This window comes from Pseudoalteromonas aurantia (genome assembly GCF_005886875.1).
Lineage (GTDB): Bacteria > Pseudomonadota > Gammaproteobacteria > Enterobacterales > Alteromonadaceae > Pseudoalteromonas > Pseudoalteromonas aurantia_A.
Genome location: NZ_PNBY01000005.1, coordinates 42,955 through 63,145 on the forward strand (window position 1 = coordinate 42,955; position 20,191 = coordinate 63,145).

The 20,191-nt window shown below is 42.2% G+C and carries 18 protein-coding genes and 2 tRNA genes; 13 read left to right on the top strand and 7 right to left on the bottom strand.

Features of this window, described 5'->3' with window-relative positions:
* Positions 1–76: 76 nt before the first annotated feature.
* A complete protein-coding gene (locus CWC18_RS00435; RefSeq protein ID WP_138674461.1) occupies positions 77–865 on the top strand; it encodes a YggN family protein in 789 nt (262 codons plus the stop codon).
* 55 nt (positions 866–920) lie between these two features.
* Here the strand turns inward: CWC18_RS00435 and CWC18_RS00440 are convergent, their stop codons facing one another.
* Positions 921–2,363 carry a PLP-dependent aminotransferase family protein gene (locus tag CWC18_RS00440; protein WP_138674462.1) on the bottom strand — a complete coding sequence of 481 codons (1,443 nt, stop codon included), beginning with the start codon at positions 2,361–2,363 and terminating at the stop codon, positions 921–923.
* 132 nt (positions 2,364–2,495) lie between these two features.
* On the opposite strand from CWC18_RS00440, the gene CWC18_RS00445 reads away from it, so the two are divergent.
* The gene (locus tag CWC18_RS00445) at positions 2,496–3,407 is read left to right on the top strand and encodes a DMT family transporter (RefSeq protein ID WP_138591404.1); all 912 of its coding nucleotides are present in this window, start codon (positions 2,496–2,498) and stop codon (positions 3,405–3,407) included.
* Between the two features lie 38 nt (positions 3,408–3,445).
* On the opposite strand, the gene CWC18_RS00450 is transcribed toward CWC18_RS00445, so the two are convergent.
* Positions 3,446–4,324: a diacylglycerol/lipid kinase family protein gene (locus CWC18_RS00450; protein WP_138674463.1), complete on the bottom strand. Its 879-nt coding sequence runs from the start codon at positions 4,322–4,324 to the stop codon at positions 3,446–3,448.
* A gap of 292 nt (positions 4,325–4,616) precedes the next feature.
* On the opposite strand from CWC18_RS00450, the gene CWC18_RS21680 reads away from it, so the two are divergent.
* The 5 genes from CWC18_RS21680 to CWC18_RS00470 all read left to right on the top strand — a co-directional run bounded on the left by CWC18_RS21680 (position 4,617) and on the right by CWC18_RS00470 (position 9,268).
* On the top strand, positions 4,617–4,748 hold the full coding sequence (locus tag CWC18_RS21680) for a hypothetical protein (RefSeq protein ID WP_283235287.1): 132 nt from the start codon (positions 4,617–4,619) through the stop codon (positions 4,746–4,748).
* A gap of 187 nt (positions 4,749–4,935) precedes the next feature.
* Positions 4,936–5,026 (top strand) — tRNA-Ser (locus CWC18_RS00455).
* A 19-nt stretch (positions 5,027–5,045) separates the two neighbouring features.
* Positions 5,046–5,138 (top strand) — tRNA-Ser (locus tag CWC18_RS00460).
* A gap of 220 nt (positions 5,139–5,358) precedes the next feature.
* The gene (locus CWC18_RS00465) at positions 5,359–8,064 is read left to right on the top strand and encodes an ATP-binding protein (protein WP_138674464.1); all 2,706 of its coding nucleotides are present in this window, start codon (positions 5,359–5,361) and stop codon (positions 8,062–8,064) included.
* Positions 8,065–8,140: 76 nt separating this feature from the next.
* Positions 8,141–9,268: a GNAT family N-acetyltransferase gene (locus CWC18_RS00470; protein WP_434063440.1), complete on the top strand. Its 1,128-nt coding sequence runs from the start codon at positions 8,141–8,143 to the stop codon at positions 9,266–9,268.
* On the opposite strand, the gene CWC18_RS00475 is transcribed toward CWC18_RS00470, so the two are convergent.
* Positions 9,248–9,841, bottom strand: a complete 594-nt coding sequence (locus CWC18_RS00475; RefSeq protein ID WP_138591459.1) for a DUF938 domain-containing protein — start codon at positions 9,839–9,841, stop codon at positions 9,248–9,250. The two genes, CWC18_RS00470 and CWC18_RS00475, sit on opposite strands and share 21 nt — an antisense overlap.
* A gap of 174 nt (positions 9,842–10,015) precedes the next feature.
* Here CWC18_RS00475 and CWC18_RS00480 point away from each other — a divergent pair, with 174 nt between their 5' ends.
* From CWC18_RS00480 to CWC18_RS00500, 5 genes are all read left to right on the top strand, one after another.
* Positions 10,016–10,195: a hypothetical protein gene (locus tag CWC18_RS00480; protein WP_138674466.1), complete on the top strand. Its 180-nt coding sequence runs from the start codon at positions 10,016–10,018 to the stop codon at positions 10,193–10,195.
* A gap of 103 nt (positions 10,196–10,298) precedes the next feature.
* Positions 10,299–10,670, top strand: coding sequence for a hypothetical protein (locus tag CWC18_RS00485; RefSeq protein WP_138591399.1), 372 nt, complete (start codon positions 10,299–10,301; stop codon positions 10,668–10,670).
* Positions 10,671–10,678: 8 nt separating this feature from the next.
* Entirely contained in the window at positions 10,679–12,055 is a 1,377-nt protein-coding gene (locus CWC18_RS00490) for a class II fumarate hydratase (protein WP_138591398.1), read from the top strand.
* 101 nt (positions 12,056–12,156) lie between these two features.
* The gene (locus CWC18_RS00495) at positions 12,157–12,654 is read left to right on the top strand and encodes a hypothetical protein (RefSeq protein ID WP_138674467.1); all 498 of its coding nucleotides are present in this window, start codon (positions 12,157–12,159) and stop codon (positions 12,652–12,654) included.
* A 9-nt stretch (positions 12,655–12,663) separates the two neighbouring features.
* Positions 12,664–13,035, top strand: coding sequence for a hypothetical protein (locus CWC18_RS00500; protein WP_138591396.1), 372 nt, complete (start codon positions 12,664–12,666; stop codon positions 13,033–13,035).
* A 551-nt stretch (positions 13,036–13,586) separates the two neighbouring features.
* Here CWC18_RS00500 and CWC18_RS00510 read toward each other — a convergent pair.
* The 4 genes from CWC18_RS00510 to CWC18_RS00525 form a co-directional block, all read right to left on the bottom strand.
* Complete coding sequence (locus CWC18_RS00510; protein WP_138674468.1) at positions 13,587–14,873, bottom strand: DEAD/DEAH box helicase; 1,287 nt, start codon at positions 14,871–14,873, stop codon at positions 13,587–13,589.
* A gap of 191 nt (positions 14,874–15,064) precedes the next feature.
* A complete protein-coding gene (locus CWC18_RS00515; RefSeq protein WP_138591393.1) occupies positions 15,065–15,496 on the bottom strand; it encodes a TraR/DksA family transcriptional regulator in 432 nt (143 codons plus the stop codon).
* Positions 15,497–15,789: 293 nt separating this feature from the next.
* Positions 15,790–17,139 (bottom strand): sphingomyelin phosphodiesterase, encoded by a 1,350-nt coding sequence (locus CWC18_RS00520; protein ID WP_138674469.1) that lies wholly within the window; start codon positions 17,137–17,139, stop codon positions 15,790–15,792.
* 450 nt (positions 17,140–17,589) lie between these two features.
* A complete protein-coding gene (locus CWC18_RS00525; RefSeq protein WP_138674470.1) occupies positions 17,590–18,813 on the bottom strand; it encodes an FG-GAP repeat protein in 1,224 nt (407 codons plus the stop codon).
* Positions 18,814–19,310: 497 nt separating this feature from the next.
* On the opposite strand from CWC18_RS00525, the gene CWC18_RS00530 reads away from it, so the two are divergent.
* A complete protein-coding gene (locus tag CWC18_RS00530; protein ID WP_138674471.1) occupies positions 19,311–19,943 on the top strand; it encodes an SOUL family heme-binding protein in 633 nt (210 codons plus the stop codon).
* Positions 19,944–20,191: the final 248 nt, after the last annotated feature.

The window sequence follows — 20,191 nt, forward strand, 5'->3', positions numbered from 1 at the left end:
TTGATAAATAATAACAATAAAACTGGCATTCATCTTGATTGTTTAATAGTAACCCATAAGATAAAAAGGCTTAGTCATGAAAAAATTACTGCTCCTCGGCGCACTTGTTACAAGCTCAAGCGTATTTGCAACCAATAATCTCTCATTACAATTTAATTCTGATGAATGCCAAGTGGAATTTAAAAATGATGTGATGATCACGCCAGACCACTTACAGATCACCACTGCACAACAAAGTAAATGGACAATCAATGACACAGGTGATGTTTTAAGAGATGGCCAATTGATCTCACTCACATCAATGCAACAAGATGCGATGCGCGACTATGCAGATTCACTCAGAGTGCAATTACCTAAAGTAGCCAACATTGCGCTAGAAGGTGTAAAAATTGCTGGTGTTGCACTCAATGAAGTAAGTAACGCGCTTGAATTAAGTAGTCTCGACTCTATTGGCACTGTACTTGACGAACTACATATTGAAATCAATGAAACCTTTTATCAAGACGGTGCGTTTGTCATGGGCAAACAAACATTTGACCAGTTTGGCAATAATTTCGACAAACAATTCGAAGACCGCATAGAATCAGCCGTCCAAGGTGCCATGATGGAGTCGATAGGCAGTATTCTGATGGCTATTGGCTCAGAAATGACTAGCTCTAACGGCGACATGAGTAGTTTTGAACAGCGCATGGAAGATATGGGGCAAGCCATAGAAGAAAAAGTAGAAAAGCAGGCTCGAGTCATTGAATCACAAGCAGATCAATTGTGTGACCAATTTGAAACCATTGCGCAAACAGAACAGCAATTACGTCAAAATATTCCTGAGTTTTCAGGCTATGCCTTATTTAACACACAACTCAACTAGGCCTAACTGACAACCAAAAATTATCTCCCAACCGAAATAGTCAGTAGAGCACTGACTATTTTTTTGCGTTGAGTAAAAGCTGGCCTAGTAGAGCAATCGCTTGCTCCACATCATTATTCCATACCAATCCATAGCTCATACGTATACATGACTCATATTGCCTACCTGCACTGAATAATACGCCAGGTGTAATGCTGATCCTGTGCGCTATCGCCAATTGAAACAATTTTGAGCCACTATACTCCGTGCCTAAATCAACCCAGATCACACAACCCCCTTGCGGATCACTCAGCCGAACGGAGCTCGGAAAATAACGACGCAATGCTGTGACCATCTGTGTTTTATTAAACATTAAACGTTTGCGCATGAGCTTTAAATGGCGATCATATTCCCCACTTACCACATAATCAGCCAGTACCAATTGATTCATCAACGAACTAGAACAACTTAATGCACGCTTCAAGCGTCGTGCTTTTGCGCTATGAGGGCCCGCGACCATCCAGCCAACACGATAGCTTGGCGCTGCTGTTTTCGAAAAAGAGGCGCAAGTAATGACGTTACCTGTTGAGGTATAACACTGAGCAGGTTTGCCACGGCGCTCTGTAAAATGTAAGTCCCCATACACGTCGTCTTCGATGAGCGTTACCTGATGATACTCTAGTAACTCCACCAATGCTTTGCGGCGTATATCAGGCATAAACGAGCCTAACGGGTTATTTATACTTGTAGAAAATACACACGCTTTAATATCGTGCTTCAGTAATGCTTCGCCAAGATCACAGAGCCAGACACCATCATCTGGACACACTGGAATTTCAATCACTTTCAACCCTAGGCTTTCTACTAACTCGACAATACCAAAGTAACAAGGGGATTCAATAGCGACTACATCGCCCACCTCAGTAACACACTGCAATGCAATTGCTAATGCTTCTTGTGCCCCATTTGTGATCACTAACTCTTCAGTGCTCACCACTAACCCCAAGTCCAAATAGCGGTGTACTATCTGTTTCTTTAATTGATCTAGTCCATCCATAGCACCATAACTCAGCATATTTTCACCCATACTATGCATCGCTCGTCGCATCAGCTTAGCCAGTATTTTTTCTGTGCTGGCAACCATCACTGGGTTAGCAATGCCAAATGGCATAATACTCGGTTGATGAATGGCATCATATACTTGTTCAATAAGCTGCTGTTTGTTTACCACAATCGGCTGGCTTGGTAATTTGACTCGTTTAGGCATTGGGTTACTGGCATTAACAGCCTGCAAAAAATAGCCCGATTTCTCTTGCGCTCGCACTTTCCCTTGCGCTTCTAATACTTGATAAGCTTGCTTCACAGTCGGAATACTGACATTAAGCTTACCCGCCATCGCTCGTAACGAAGGCAGTTTATCACCCGGGCATATCATGCCCTGACACACCATATCATCAATCAGAGCGATCACTTGTTCATACAAAAACGATTTGTGCTGCTTCGAAATAACAAAACTCATAATGCATTCATCTGTATAGGTCAATTTTCATTTATTCTGTATATAGCATATACAGAATAAATAACTACAATGCTACATATTCCGCACTCAATTTAAAGTTAGTATACACTTACAAACTTCAAGGATATTACAATGCAAAGCGTGCTGCTCTATATCATGACGGTATTAATTTGGGGTTCTACATGGTTAGCCATTGAGTTTCAGCTAGGTACTGTCAATGAGATCGTCTCTCTATGCTTACGATTTTCTCTAGCCGCTCTATGCATGTGGGGGTATGTATTATTTAAACGTCTGCCCATGTACTTTGATCTCAAAACGCATGGTTTTTTCATTTTACTTGCCATGGGTAATTTTGGCTTAAACTACTTAATGCTGTATTACGCACAAGGGTATTTAAATTCAGCAATGGCATCTATCGCGTTTTCACTATTGCTCATATTTAATATCATCAATACACGGCTATTTTTTGGTAAGCCTATCGCAAAAAGAATTTATAGCGGCGCCCTGTTCGGAGTCGCGGGTATTGTCGCCCTTTTTTGGCATGATTTAAGTCAGTTTGACCTGAGCAACGGTGCAATCGTCGGCCTAGGACTTGCTCTATTGGGTACCCTTATCGCATCATTTGGCAATATGGTAAGTGTTCGTAATTCCAATAAAGGCATAGGTGTATTACAAGGCAACGCTTGGGGCATGTTATATAGTAGTGTATTACTCGCTGTCTTCGCGCTCCTCAATGGAGAAACATTCGTCATCAATGCGTCTTGGCAATATTGGAGCTCACTGATCTATTTAGCTGTATTTGGCACCGTTATCGCGTTCGCCAGCTACTTCTCTTTACTAAAAAATATTGGCCCAGAAAGAGCCAGTTACATCATTGTACTATTTCCTTTAGTCGCTGTACTTTTGAGTACTTACTTTGAAGGTTTTACATGGCAAGCCAACACCTTTGTCGGGTTCAGTTTGGTCTTGCTTGGCAATGCCATTGTATTAACACCTTTTGATAAGCTAAAAGCCCATTTCGCCGCTTCCCCAGTGAGAACTTAATAAGCTCTCGCGCAAATGCCGCCAGCGCATGGCGGCATTTATTTTTCACTTACTTCATGCATATCAACACGACAATTAGCAGGCTGTTTTAAGCGTATTGCATCAGGGCAACAGCTTACTTTTGCAGGTGTTTGACCTATGATCTCGCCATCGGCCTCAATATCTAAGCCATCGGTATGTATCATAAAATGCACCCCTGCGGTTTTTATAACACTCGATAGACGCATGTGCTGAGCAAACAGCATATAAGTAAATGTTTTCACCCTTGCTAGAAACGACTTACCATAAAAGTGCATACCGACCAGTTCACCGCTCTGATACCGCGCCGTTGGCGCACACTTTAAGCCCGCAGCAAAGTATTGTCCATTGGCGATAAGCAGCATCATCATTGATCTTGACGGTGCGCTCGACGTTGCAAGGCGCACATTACGGTAATTAAATAGATTTAATAACCCAGCCCAAATATAGCTAAACTGTCCCCGCTTTTGCTGACTTTGCATTGTTCTCACCACATGCGCACTAAAACCTATGCCCAGCATATTTACAAAATACCGGCCATTCACCATACCCACATCAATGGCTTGTTCCGTGCCGGTAAACACACACGCTCGCCACTGTGCCATCGACAGCTTAAACTGACGCGCAAAGTCATTACCTGTACCTGCTGGCAACAAAGCTAAGTTACATGGTTGCCCCACCGTTGCATTAATCACCAAATGCAACGTACCGTCTCCTCCGATGACCACAACAGTCGCTTGCCCAACGCATTTACTGCGTATCTGAGCCACATCTTCTGCAAACCGACCTGAGGTAAAAAACCACTCATGCTCACTATTTTTCTTAGCAAATTGTACTTTTAACCACTTCACATGTGATTGGGTACTCTTTGAACTACACGGTTTAACAACCACCAACATAAAACACCAAAAAATAATAAAATTAATTTATATGAATAATTAGTCAAAACACAACTAACTAAAGCCAACAAAAAACAACCAAACACATAATAAATAACAATAAAAACTAAAACAAACAACTTTCAACGATGCATAAAAACACAAGATAGAGCAATTATAAAAACAAAAAAAACACCAAACCCATTAGTTTTTTTAGGTCAAAAAAGGTAATTTTTATTGCTTTAAATTTAAGCTGAATGCGCGCAAAATAGCCATATTATGTAAACACCTATTAATTTGACAGGAACTGACCATGTTTAATTCTGCAACTGCGTACACCAATCCAGAAACCACCGCACCAACAAAAACGCCTTTTAATTGGATGGCTTTTTTTAACCGGATTGGAAAGCTCTATGCGCTAAGTGCTGTTTCTCGTTACAAGTAACCAATACAAAGCACAGTAGGGCTATCCGAAAATACGTGATAACGGCTTAATAACCTACTCCAAGCCTATAAATTTACGACATTTTTCTTGTTTTTTGAAATAAAACCCCAAAAACAGTTTAAATTTCGTCCAAACAGTTCAAAAGTGGTTTACAGCAGCACGTTCGCTGAGTATTATCGTTGGCTCTGGAGAGATGGCTGAGTGGTCGAAAGCACCGGTCTTGAAAACCGGCAAGGGTTTGTAGCCCTTCTAGGGTTCAAATCCCTATCTCTCCGCCATATTTTAAAGTTTTGCGCTGGAGAGGTGGCCGAGTGGCTGAAGGCGCTCCCCTGCTAAGGGAGTATAGGGTTTGTAGCCCTATCGAGGGTTCGAATCCCTCCTTCTCCGCCATTTCTTATAAAAAAACCGTTCCTATTGAACGGTTTTTTTATGCCACTTTTTCAGTATAACTTCATTTATATTAGGCAATTTTTTTATTCTGCCTTATTGTAATTGCTATTTTTTTCATGCAATTGCGTTAAAAATTGTCTGAAAACATCTACTTGCATCCGTGCCTTCCCTTTAGAACAAAGCTATACTTCATGAGCGCTATCATCACTTTGTAAACTGTATGACTTTAACGTTTAAGCATCGCTGGCAAAATTGGCTATGTTACCTCTTATTTGTAATTGGCTACTTTACTTCAGGTAAAGCCCTCGCGGTATTTGCATTTCAAGATCAAGTCTTGCCTATCTGGGTACCCGCAGGCGCTGCGTTAGTCGCAACATATGTCTGGGGGTGGCGCTTTATTCCAGGTCTATTACTTGCTTCTTTTATGTTTAATTGGACTACCGCTTATGGGTGGCAGTTGCAAACGCTGACGCTTATAAAAGCCTGCCAAACACTAATAATTGGCGGAGGTGTTGTTATTCAAGCAATGGTAGGCGGATATATTTTACGCTACTGGTTAGGGCACCCCCTCTATCTGATGAGCCGCAAACATATACTGTATTTCGTCTTAATATTAGGGATAACCGTCAACCTGATCTCTGCTAATATTGGGGTTTTATCGCTGAGCTTTTATCACCCTGATTATAGTTTCTCGAACCATTGGCAAAACATGCTGGCATGGTGGTTAGGTGATTCACTCGGCGTGCTGATTTTTTCACCTATCTGTCTTATTTTGATCAATCCATGGCTCAACAACCCAGTACCCAACCATAATGCGCTGGGTACGTTTGCAGCATGTACTGTCTTATTTAGCTCTGTGGCAATGACCACCTATTTATACAATCAGAACAACAATAAAAATGCCAACATTGCAGCTGAGCGAGAAGTAAAAATCATCGAGCATATTATTTACCGATATGTAAACCGCAGTATGCTTGCCATCCAAGGGCTAGCTAATAAACTACAATCAACCCCTAATTTTACCCATCATGACTTTATGGAGATCAGTAACGCCATACGCGCTGAATATACTTTTATTAGAGCACTCTCATGGAATGTTTATATTCAACAGCCTCAAGCCATGACGTTAAATAAACAACTAAACGACCTTTATGGCTCACAAGTCAGTATAAAAGGCGCACCTCTAGCACCTGATGATCCATTGGTGGTGGTTAAATATATTTCTCCACAGCCGAGTAATTTAGGCGCACTTGGGCTCAATGTGTACGCCACAAAAGCACGGCAGGCGGCTTTAAACAACGCACTGAACTCCTTACAGCCACAAGCCAGTCACATCATCTTTTTAGTACAAGAAACGCGGCCATCTCCTGCTTACCTGCTGGCCTCACCTGTTTATCAAGATACAGGGCTGCAAGCACAAACCTTACTCGGCTATGCCACTGGGGTGATACAAGTCGACACGTTACTCGGGGAAGTACTCAAACAAGTCAATGTAGAACGCTTTGATATTTCATTTTATGATGGTAAGAACACCAGCCCGTTTTATAAGAACTTTGAACACACGAAGACTAGCCATGGCGCTCGTTGGACAATTCCGTTGTATATTTCAGGCCAAAAATGGCAAATGAAACTTGCCGTAAAAGAAAGACACACGACCCATCAAAATAAATTACAAACACTGTTTTTGCTTATCTTACAGCTCACTATCACCACACTGATTGTTTTTATCGTTTTACTCTTTAACTACCAACACCATGCGTTAAATGAATTAGTTGCCAAACGCACTCGCTCACTGGCGCAAGCAAAACAAGCGTCGGATAAAGCTAATCAGGCAAAAAGTCGCTTTGTAGCCAATATGAGTCATGAAATACGTACACCTCTCAATGCCGTAATAGGGTTTGCGTCGTTAGCTGCCGATAATCAAAATACAACGCAACTACATACCTATATCAATCGCATTGGTACCGCGTCCAAAACACTACTCAATCTCGTCAATGACATATTAGACATTGCTAAAATTGAGTCGAACCGCTTACAACTGGACTGCCACACCTTTGAATTAAATGCGTTATTAAAACGACTAGATGCTATGTTTGCCGCATCAGCCAGTAAAAAAGGGATCTCATGGGAAGTTAATCACGATTTACACGGCGAATATTGGTTGCAAGGCGATGAGATGCGGATTGAACAGATCCTACTCAATCTATGTAGCAATGCAGTAAAATTTACTCAACATGGTGGTGTCACCGTCCAGTTAGAAGTGAACGAAGCCATACCACATGTACAACTGCGATTGAGTATTGTGGATACCGGTATTGGCATTGACGAATCGCAATCTCACACTATTTTTAACGCATTTAGCCAAGGTGATAGCTCTACATCGCGTGAATTTGGGGGAACGGGCCTAGGACTAGCCATTGCTAAAGAGCTCGCTGAACTAATGCATGGTTCACTCACTCTCAAAAGTCAATTGCACACTGGCAGTTGCTTTACGCTTGAAATTCAATGCCAAACAGCCCAAGCTCCAACCGCATCTAAACGAGACATGGATACCGAAAAGCTAAAGCGGCTGCATGTTTTGGTTGCTGAGGATAATGCAGTCAACAAGCTAGTTATTAAAGCAATGTTAGATTCATTTCACATCACGTATACCATCGTAGAAAACGGCCAACAAGCTGTTAATGCCGTAGAGTTAGATGAGTATGATTTGGTGTTGATGGATTGTCAGATGCCCGTAATGGATGGCTATCAAGCAACAACATTGATCCGCCAACACAAAGATGCTGACACGCTACCCATTATTGCGCTCACAGCCGATGTGATGCCGCAAGATAAAGCTCATGCACTCGCTGTAGGGTTTAACCAACATCTTGCAAAGCCCCTAGAGCGAAACAAATTGGCCATATGCTTGGCGCAATACTGTTGATACTTGGACTTAAAAGCTATCTCGCGTACGATAGTGCCCAATATCAAATGAAGCCATTTAAAGACCGTAATCGCTTATAATTATGCTTAGCTATCAATTTATTAGTCAGATTTCCATCATTGGGCGTACCCAGTGGAATATACTTGCACAACAGAATTTGTTTTGCCAATACGAGTGGTTAGTGGCATTGGAAAACAGCCATTGTGCCAGCGCACATACTGGGTGGCAGCCACATCATTTGGCGGTTTATCAACAAGACACCTTGATAGCCATATTACCAGGCTATATCAAATCTCACTCATACGGTGAATATGTCTTTGATTGGTCTTGGGCCGAAGCCTATGAAGCCCACAGTTTGACCTATTACCCAAAATGGTTATCTGGCGTTCCCTTCACTCCTATCACTGGCAAACGCATACTGACAAAAACGCTTACGACAGAACTTTCAGCTTATATCCAACATGTATTACAACAAGAAATGTTAAATAAGCAATGGTCGAGCACTCATATTAACTTTCTCACCCAAGCAGAACACTTCAATGACACAATGATGATTCGCCACGCGGTGCAATTTCATTGGCAGAATAAAGGCTTTCAGTGCTTTGATGATTTTTTAGCAACCATGACGGCACGAAAGCGAAAAATGATCAAAAAAGAACGCAGCCAAGTTGCAGCGACTTCGCTCAATATTATTTGGTTAAGTGGTGGTGAGATCACAACAGAACATATGCAAGGTTTTTTTAGCTGCTATCAGCAGACCTATTTAAAACGCTCCGGTCACCATGGATATCTCAATTGGGCATTTTTTGACGAAATACAGCGCACCATGCAAAAAAGCATACATTTATGCATCGCCTACGATACTGAAACCCTCGTTGCTGCCAGTCTGTACTTGAGCGACGGCGATACACTTTATGGACGATATTGGGGATCTCTGGCGGAATACCAACATCTGCATTTTGAGTTGTGTTATTACCGAGGCATTGACTTTGCTATCAAAAATCAATTGCTACGATTTGATGCTGGCGCGCAAGGTGAACATAAATTAGCAAGAGGGTTTGAGCCCAAAACCACATATTCAGCACACCAAATTGCCGATCCTATGTTTGCTAGGGCCATTACAGACTTTATAGCCAGGGAGCGTATACATATCGCCCAATATGCCTTGCAATGTAAAGCACAACTACCGTTTAAAAATGAGTAGCCGGTTATTTGCTGGCATAGCGTGATCGGCCTGTAGGCTTAGCTCGCTATCACGAGCCAATTCAATGATCCACTCACTGTCCCTGATCCCACTCAGCGGATCTCGCTGCAATAAACGCTGATGAAACGCAGCATTACTGTCACTGGTGAATTGCCCTGCGTAATTAAATGGTCCATAAATCACCAATAAACCATTCTTTCTTAAGTGCTTTTTGACGCCTGAAAAAAAGCGCTCTACTAATGCTTTACTCACAATATGCAATGTATTCGCACTATAGATCACCGGCACATCGTCTACCGGCCATGCATCATTTAAGTCCAACGACAAAGGAGGGTGTAAATTGTCTAACTGAGCTTCGTGTTGCCAACTTAATATTCCCGCATGGTTAATACAACGATCACTTGCCAACCATTGCACATGAGGTAAAGCTTGCGCAAAGTACACGCCGTGCTGACCCGTACCAGAACCAATTTCCAATACTTGATCATAATCCCGTAGTAAAGGTGCTAACACCGTTAATATTGGGCCTTTATTATTCTCGCACGCTTGAGAAAACGGTTTATCTACTATCATCATTGCACCTTTTTAATCCACGACTGCTTTATATTGATGCAATCTGTTTCGCAAATTGCAAGTTCACACCATATAAAAATCATAATAACTTGTTTTATATAACTATTTATTATTGGCACAGTCACTGCTTTATCTATTATGTATTGTTAATAGAAAACCAACAGGACACACACTATGTTTATTTCAACCATTACCCATATGCCAATAACTGACACCACCTTAGTCGGCACGCATGAAGATAACTTATTCACTACCAGCGAAGAATATCGCAAAGAAGTGCAAGACATGCTCACACCGACTGAACAAGAAGACGCACAAAATACCGCTTACACATTTATATTGGGATATAACTAACCCAAGCAAGGCCACTAAAGTATGCCTATCAACACGCAACTATTGCGCTTAAACTCTTTTAGTGTAATGATAATAGTTATCGTTACACTAAAAGGGTTTTGCCATGCATCCTCATCAAGCCGTCAGCGCTTACTCCCCAAAACTCGCTACAAATTGTAAACGCCCGCAACTAGAGGCCCCTATGGTGGTAGCCCAGTTTATTGATGCAGGGATCACACTTGCAAAATGGTATGGCTGCAATAAATGCGTTTTATTACAAGAGCTTTACCTCAAACGTACCTTTGATGAATTGCTTCACAATATTGCAGACCCATTAGTGCACAATGCCTTGCGCCAGCAATGCCAAGATCAATTATATAAGCCTTTATTGGCATTAAAACGTTTTTATAAATCGATCCCACATGGTAAAGCACGCTTTCTAAAAATAGAACATGAAGCCCGTGTTATTAGCCATGCCTTTAACCCATATTCATAGGAGTCCCAATGACCACTTTTCGCCACGCTTCCGATAGCATGGGTACACTTGATGTACCTGAAACTGCGTTATATCAAGCGCAAACACAAAGAGCGGTAAACAACTTCACGGTAAGTAAACTAACGATGCCAGAAGCATTTATTCGTTCATTGGCATACATCAAACAAGCAGCAGCGGAAGCAAATGCTGAACTCGGTCATTTAGATCCCAATATTGCCAAAGCAATTATTAGTGCTGCGCAGCGTATTATTGATGGAGAGCACCTGGAGCATTTTCCTGTCGACGTATTCCAAACCGGCTCAGGTACCAGCTCGAACATGAATGCAAACGAAGTCATTGCGACACTGGCTTCTAAAGAAAGCGGTCTGCAAGTGCACCCCAATGATCACGTCAATATGGGTCAAAGCTCCAACGACGTTATTCCAACAGCCATTCACGTTAGCAGTGCTATAGCAGTCATTTACGATTTACTACCTGCGTTAAAACATTTATCACAAACTATCGAGCAAAAGTCAGCAAGCGTCGGCCATCATGTAAAAACAGGTAGAACCCACCTAATGGACGCTATGCCGGTGACATTTGCACAAAGTCTCAGTGGATGGCAGCACCAGATTGATAGTGCATACCAAAGTATCTTACACAGTGTCGAAAAAGTCTTTGAACTTGCACAGGGTGGCACAGCAGTAGGGACTGGTGTGAATGCGGATCCAAAATTTGCTAATTTATTTAATCAATTCCTGAGCAGCAACGTGGGGATCCGCTTTTCAGCTAGCCAGAACTTTTTCTATACCATAGGCTCGCAAGATGCCATTGTTACTTTGTCAGGCCAGTTAAAAACATTGGCCGTAGCAAATATGAAAATCGCCAATGATTTACGCTGGATGAACTCAGGCCCTCTAGCTGGCCTTGGCGAAATAGAACTTGAAGCGCTGCAACCAGGCTCCTCTATTATGCCTGGTAAAGTAAACCCTGTGATCCCTGAAGCCACAGCCATGGTCAGTGCGCAAGTCATTGGAAATGATGCCACCATTACCGTAGCTGGCCAATCGGGTAACTTTGAACTGAACGTTATGCTGCCGGTTATTGCACACAACATTTTAGAAAGTATCGAAATCTTATCGAATGTCAGCCGATTGTTAGCAGATAAAGCCATTGCCAGCTTTAATGTCAGTGAACAAAATATTCAAAAAGCACTCGCCAAAAACCCAATATTGGTTACAGCACTTAATCCGGTGATCGGTTATGAGAAAGCCGCACAAATCGCCAAACTCGCATACAAAGAAGGCCGTCCAATCATCGATGTTGCCAGTGAACATACTGACCTATCAATTGCAGAATTGACGCAATTACTCGACCCAAATAAACTCACACAAGGCGGTTTGTAACACCAGCCAACCATTGGCTTAGCTGGCAGCTGAGCCAATGGACTTGTATCCTCATTCAAACACGGGCACACTGGGTAAAAACAACTCAGGACGTTTCATCTATGCATCAATTTCTTATCTCTGCAATAATACCATTCATGATCGCTGGATGCGCTCCTAGCGCTTCTCTGTCCACACCAGATGTGAACCAAACACCTGCAAAGGTTGATACCAAAGTACCTGCAAAGCTTGATACTCAAGCAAAATACAGCAACCCTGTCGACGCTGTACCACACGAACCGAAAAACACGCTCAGTGCGGCCAGAAAAAAACTAAAAGACATGACCAAAGATAAACGATGTGACTCCACAATGCAGTGTCAAGTCATCGCTGTAGGAAGCCGAGCTTGTGGTGGTCCAAGCAGCTATGTGACATTTTCAACTCAAGCAGCCGATTTGCAAGTCGTTAAAAAGTTAGCTGATTCTATTACTGTATTAGAAAGCCAATATAATGCTGAAAACCGCATGGTCAGTATTTGTCAGCACCTAACACAGCCCAGTACACAATGTGTTGAAAATAAGTGTGTTAAAATACAGGGTAATGCGCAAGCCACATACTAAGGAGTCATAATGAGAGGCATTGTTTGCTCAATTACTATTTTATTACTGGGTGGTTGTATCAGTACACCAATGCTCACATCATCTAATAATACACCGACTCAAAGCTTGTCTAAGCTCATAGAAGACACCTCGTGCAGTGCCAGTTTTCAATGTAAAGTACTCAATGTGGGAGAAAGAGCCGCATGTGGTGGGCCTAGTCAGTACCTCGTGTACTCAAACAAAAACGTAGATGAAGAGCAGGTAGAAAAGCTCGCAGAGCAAGTCACTATAAAAGAAAAAATAGTCAACCAGCAACAAGCTCAAGTTGATGTTTGTAAGCAAGTTTTACCAATTCAAGCGCTCTGTATTAATAACCAATGCAAAGCGTTTACGATTAAATAGCTATACAAAAAGTTGCCCTACAAATGATAATAAAACTATCAGTAGGGCGCATCCACCAGCTCGCCAAATATAGGCTGGCTTCACTTCTCGTTTAATCCAGTAACAATAAATAAAACGCGCAAAGTAAGTTGCCGACATGCCAAATAAAGCAAAGGTAAAAAGTAGAACCAACATATAATACGACACACTAGTCCCCTTCGGAAAAATGAGAAAATATCATAGTGCAAATTTCTCTGAAAACACAGCCATGACCCCTCAGGCATGTGCTCTATAGCAAGTTAGCGAACACATCGGTCACATAAGGCTCGAAAGACATCTTAATAGTTTCTCACAAGGAACTTAATACCCTATCTTATTAACCTTAACCTTCACAAGCTAAGTTTAGCAATAACTTAGGTAAACTGCGGAAGTAAAATCACAATCAAGCTTCTAGTACATGTATCAAAAGCACTGATATACAGAAAATTATGCGCTAAAAGTGAGCGCAATCATGTCGCTACCATTGATGTCATTGGCGACACGGAGGCAAAAACCAATGCGCGCCACTTGCTTTAAGAGCGTGTTTTCCACCCTGTCCATACCTCATAATCTGGGTCAGCTTGCTTCTTGCGTTTTTTCTTACCCGTGCCTTCAGGCTTAGCCATCGGCTTTTCTGCCGCCAGTTCAGGATTCACATCATCCGCCTCAAAGCCCGCGACTTGTTCACGTTCAAGACGAATTTTGTTTTTCTTTTCAATGATTTTAAAGTGATGATAATCATCATGATCAATCAAAGATAAGGCTAACCCCACTTCACCAGCTCGACCACTTCGACCAATGCGGTGCATATAATCGGCTGGGCTTCTGGGTAAATTAAAGTTAATCACCACAGGCAGTTTGGCAATATCAATGCCTCGCGCCGCAATATCGGTGGCGATCAGTACATCTATTTTACCTGATTTAAATGCGTCCATGGTGCGTGTGCGTGCCGCTTGACCTTTATCACCGTGAAAGACTTGCGCACTAATACCGCGCTTTTCAAGCTTTTGCGCCAAATGCTCACAGTGGTTTTTAGCATTAACAAAAATCAGCGCCTGTCGCCATTGATGTTGCTCAATTAAATGCGCTAATAACGCGGTTTTTTGCCCAGGGTTGACGGTAAATACGCGCTGTATCACCGTACTGGTATCACGGCTCTGTACTTGTATGTCAACGGGGTTGTTTAATAATTTATCGGTTAAAGCAGTGACTTGTTCAGGAAACGTCGCCGAAAACAACAATGTTTGCTTGGTACTTGGCATCAACGCCAATAATTGAGATAACTCTTCAGCAAATCCCAGCCCCAACATGCGATCGGCTTCATCAAGTACCAAGGTGCGCACATGATCAAGTTTAATGGCATTACTGGCGATTAAGTCCAGCAAGCGCCCCGGTGTTGCCACCACGATATCACTACCACCGCGCAAATTTTGCATTTGCTTATTAACCGACACACCACCAAATACCACGGTGATTTTAATTGCGCCATTCAAATGTGCTGCATACGATTTAATACTGTCTGCCACTTGTGTCGCCAGCTCGCGCGTAGGCACTAACACCAACCCTGACACAAAGTTGCCTTTATCACGGTGCGCAGAGCCCAGCTCTGATAACTGCTGTAACAATGGTAATGCAAACGCCGCTGTTTTACCTGAGCCCGTATTTGCCCCCGCAATCAGATCTCGCCCAGCTAATACCTTGCCAATTGCCTGTGCTTGAATAGGCGTTGGGCTGGCATAATCCAACTCAGCCAGTCGTGCTAATAAAGGAGAAATAAGGCCAAGATCGGCAAAGTTACTAGGCGAAGCGGCTAAAGTCATAAAGGGATCGGCTCAATGCTAAAAAAGTAGCCGGCGAGTTTAGCGCATTTTTGTGCAATTTGGTTAGTATTATCTATGAAATGTTCATGGTCGTTTATTTGGTGAAATAGTGTCTAAGTACCGTCGATAAGAACCTGACTAAATAAAAGCGACGAATAATCGTAGCGACATTGAGTCTGCTTCACGGCCAGTTATTCTTGACGCAAGTGCTCTTTCATTTCAAGTACCGCTTTAACATCAACACAATATTCAGTGGTCGGTCTCGCCAACAGCCGTGGGATCCCGATTGGCTCACCCGACTCTTCACAATAGCCGTAAGTATCTAGGCGAATACGCTCTAACGATTGCTGAATTTTTGGTAATAACCTTTGTTCGCGCTCCACAATACGAATTAACAAACTACATTGCTCTTCCCACGTTGCTTTATCACTCAGATCTGTCACATCAGGCTTATTCAGCATTTGTGCTTTTGCTTCACGAATATGCGCCCTTGTCTCATCATGTAAGTCAATAAGCCGTTGCTTAAAGAATGCTAATTGCTCCGCATTCATATAGTCGTCCTCTGGTGCGTTGAGAATTTTTTGCTCTAGCGCCAACTCAGGCAATGATTTACTTGCTTCCATATTACTCACCCACATTACTTAAAAACAACTCGAAACAGAATTGTTATAACATAACATTAAATCAATATTATAGCCTTTTATTTGTTATGTAATCATAAAAGTACTTTGTATTCACTCACAAAGGGGTAGTAAAAAGTAGCGCAACAATCGCTTTGCTATTTTTAATTAAGGTAAGGTGGACTAATGAAATGCCTAGCATGTGCCAGAAAACATCAGAAGCACCTTATTAATGGACATTAGAACCTCAATTCAGAGGCCCTAATTGTTACTCACTGAGCTGCTGTGCCGCTTGTTTAATAAGGCATGTATTCAGGCGCCAATGGAAACGCAAAACGCCCTTCTACAGGATAGTGATCAGACAAATCCCAGCTTTGCCAATGCTGACTATCAATACTGCGCGGCGTCAGCATGTTATTTTCTGAGGTATAAGGCGCAAGATGGTCATTACTATATAAAACATAATCTAAGTATTCATTAAATGCTTCATCAGCATAAATATTAACTGGGCCAGCATATGAATAAGGATAAGTCCCTGTGGCCTCAGGCTCTGTGGCATTCAACAATGTCAAAAAGGCCAAATGCTCTTGCGGGTAGTTAATTTTATCCACGTTAAAGTCACCCGCCATTATCACTGGCTCTTCGTACGGGATCTGCTTGTTTTCAACAAAGCGCTTCAACTGCGCCAATTGCGCAAAACGAACCGCGACATCTTGTTCACTGGTATAGGCATGTGTGTGGGTCCCAAAAATATGATACGCATTACTGCCTTTTCTTATTTTTGCATAATTCACTCCCTTACCAGCTAAACACCCATCTGCTCGACACGCGTCATACACGACTGCGTCTTGAGCTTCGATAGGCCAGCGGCTCGCAATAAATGACCCACCGGTCAATATTTTACCCACTTGCCATGGGATCTGTGTCATATACGGGTAAGTCTGAGCAACCTTTGCTCTGAATTTCGCTGTTAAAATGGGGTCGAACACTTCTTGAAAGACCACCACATCATAATGGGTCATATACTCAGCGATAGTATCTAATCGATCACCGGTATTTTTAGAAGCAAGCGGTGGCAATAATGCCCACGTATTGTACGTCAGTACATTTAACTCATTAGAATATTGCGACTTTTCTGATTTATTAAATGTATCGTGGATCACATAGTGAATATCATCACCTGATGCTCTGGCTGAAGAAGATTTAAATGCCAAGGTTTGTTGCTGGTTATCTAAAGGCACACGATGAATGTCGCGATCATAGTGCCATGGTTCATCCTGACCACTGAGCCACATCTTGCTAAATGTCATGGTGCCGAGCAATCTTTGCTTTAAATAAACCGGCTGTGACGCACCATTAACCGATGTTGTAAAAATATATTCTTTTCCCCACTTAATGCCTTGGTCGCGATTAAAACGCAAAAACTTAACCGTGCCTAATGGAGGCACTTCAGCTGCCAATTGCTGCCACTGATCGCCATGACGAATATTATCGTGCCCAGTTTGCTGTGTATTCAGCGTCAAGGTTTCCATGGTATTGTTAGTTAAATACACGTAGCTTTCAGCCAATGCTTGACCTGACAATAAGCCAGATAAAACACCGACAATGACTAAACCGATCACTCGGCATTGCTTAAGTGTGATCATACGCTGATCCCTTTCTTTTAATTGTTAGATTTAAGTTGAATATTCTTCTCTGTCCCACTCCATACCACTGGTTGGCATGTTATTTTCAATAGAGCCATGAACGGGCTCAACAAGTGAGTACACAGTCACACAATTAAAGCTAAATCATGTGCATTACGCAGGTATGACACTTGGTATAACTTATACCATCAACAACATAGGCGTGATCAGAAAAAATAAGGTCGTGTTAACCTCGCAAGTGCGATTAGAAGAAGAAGAAAAAAGACTGGAAAGAACACATTATCAACTTTGCGATCGTCAAAACAACGCAGAAAAGCGCATTATATATTCGCGTAAACAGCCATGACCACTCACACATTGACCCGTATATTAACAGCGTCAGTTACATGCCTAGAGGCATGCTTTTCTTTACGCTGTATAAACTTTTATTGTTATGGCACACAAACAAACTTAGTTTGGTAACTCTACCACATACGCAGCACCTGACTGCGCTCCGCGCTCATCACGATGCGGCACCGCGACAATGGCAGCATGATCTGTCAGCGCAATATTCCACCCAAAACGGTCTTCTGGTGCACCATCGTGAGCCATAATCTTTGAGCTATAACGCCATAACCCCTGTTGTTTTTTAAACACATAAAGCGCCCCCGCATTGTTACCCTTGGCGTCATGGTGCATCGCACTAATTAAAGCTGTATCTTTATTCAGAGCCACACCACGAGCAAATCTATCATCCGCTTTACCATCTGGGGCGACCAACTTCTGTACTTGAGTCCAGCGGCCTTGTGCTCTTTCAAATATATAAGCAGATCCTGCATCAACCCCCACACCGGCTATATCGTCTCTTCTGGCAGAAATCAGCGCAGTATCTCCAACGAGTGATACTCTCACCCCAAAAATATCGGTTTGAGCACCATCTTTAGCGATCAGCTTCGCTTGGTGCTGCCATTTTTCACCATCAAATACATACGCATAGACAGCTCCCGCTTCTTTTGCAATTTCATCATGCAAATCAGCGCCAACCAAAATAGTATTGCCGTCAATCGCCACACTGATACCAAACAAATCATCTTCAGCACCGTCTTTTGCCGTCAACTTGCTGTGAAAGCGCCATGCTTTTTTATCTCGGATATAAACATAAACAGAGCCTGAATCTTTATGTGGCACGTCACTGTGAGGGGCACCAATCACCAAAAAGCGCTCTGTTAACGCAATACTTTGGCCAAATGCATCGCCTGCTTTGGCATCGTTCGCTGTGAGGATTTGTTTTTGTGACCAAGCATTAGCTTCTCTTTCAAAAGCAAATACCGCCCCCGCGTCTTCCCCTTTATCATCTCGTTTGATCACCCCTAACATAGCCATGTCGTTTTTCAGCGCCACATTGCCACCTAGCGTATCATGGGCGTAAGCAGGCGTAGCGACCAACTTTGCCTGCTGTTGCCACCCATCAGCACTGAGACCATAAACATAGGCAGCCCCCGAGTCTTCCTTATTTTTAGCGTCGGCTTTATGTGAGCCAACTAACGCCGTAGTACCATCAATTGCCACACTAAAAGCAAAATTATCACCCGCTTTGCCATCATGCGATAATAATTTGTGTTGTTGCGCAAAACTTTGACAGCTGACTATCAAGGCAACACACGATAAGCATTTAAAAAAAACCCCAGTTTTCATTATAAATTTCCCTTTATTCGGTATATCTATAAAACCAACTTATTCCACACTTCATCGTTTTTCAAGAGGGGATATGAATTAATGCTCTTAACCACAGCATCAACGAGAGATGCATTTTAACCATTACAATCATAAAAATTCGTCTTCCTGAACTTGTTATAGGATCCACAAAACAGCCACGACAGCTTGAACACTTTAAAAAACTGGATCCTAACCTTCGTCAGAAAGACGAGTTGTGTGGACCCTCCCTCGTTGGCGGGGCTCTATGCCGCCCATATAAGAGCTTTCCGTATCAGCGCTATACACCCCAGAAGAACGCTAAAGTGTAAATGGATCAAACGTCCAAGAATGTCAGTAACGAAGTGAAAAAAACAATACAGTTCTAACTCATTTTGCCGCCTACGTTCATTTTTATCCCTGTAACGTGATCTTTTAATTCAGTGGTTACATAAATAATTAGGTGGAATTAAATATTATTGCGTTCATCAGGAGTAAAAATGAATAAATTATTACTACTTATCCTCTCATTATCAACGGCTAGCTGTTCTGTTTTTGGTGATAACGGCGTAAAAGATGCCCCTTATTCTATTGTAGAAAATGATGATAAAAAGATGATTGAAGTACGTCGTTATGAGCCAATGGTGTTAGTTTCGACCAGTATGTCTGGTTCAGGTCAAAATAGCGCCTTTAAAAAATTGTTTCGTTATATCACTGGTGAAAATATTGGCGAAAATGATATTGCCATGACCGCCCCCGTATTAATGGGTGATGTTAAGGCCAAACAGGGTATTAATATTCCAATGACAGCCCCTGTGTTTATGGATAAACACAGCAGCGATCCAATCATGTCATTTGTGATGCCAAAAGATTTTACTCTGAGTTCTACACCTCAACCCACTGATCCAGATGTTTGGGTAAGCGAACTAAACAACTATACAGTAGCTGCTGTTCAATTCAGTGGCTTTTTAAGTGATAGCAATATTGAAAAACATACAAAAATACTTAGCCAGTGGTTAGAAGACAAAGGTTATAGCACCAGTGGTAAAGTCGTCTCTGCAGGGTACAACAGCCCATTTACACTTCCAATGTTTCGCAGAAATGAGGTATTAATAGAAGTCGCCCTTCAGTGATATATAGCGTGTAGTGACACACAAAATAATGTCTGCTTAATAACAAAAAAACTGTCATTAATTTTCTATCATTGCCTTTCTCAAATTACCCAATAAAAAGGCCAAGGATAGGCAGGTATGCATGAATAAAACAGAGCTTGCAGCTTTCGCAAAAATAAGTGACTAAAATTGGCATATCAGGCAGCATGTTCAGAACGATTAGCATTCAGACAAAGCGTTGCAAAGTTTCAACCTCATTATGAACTCAC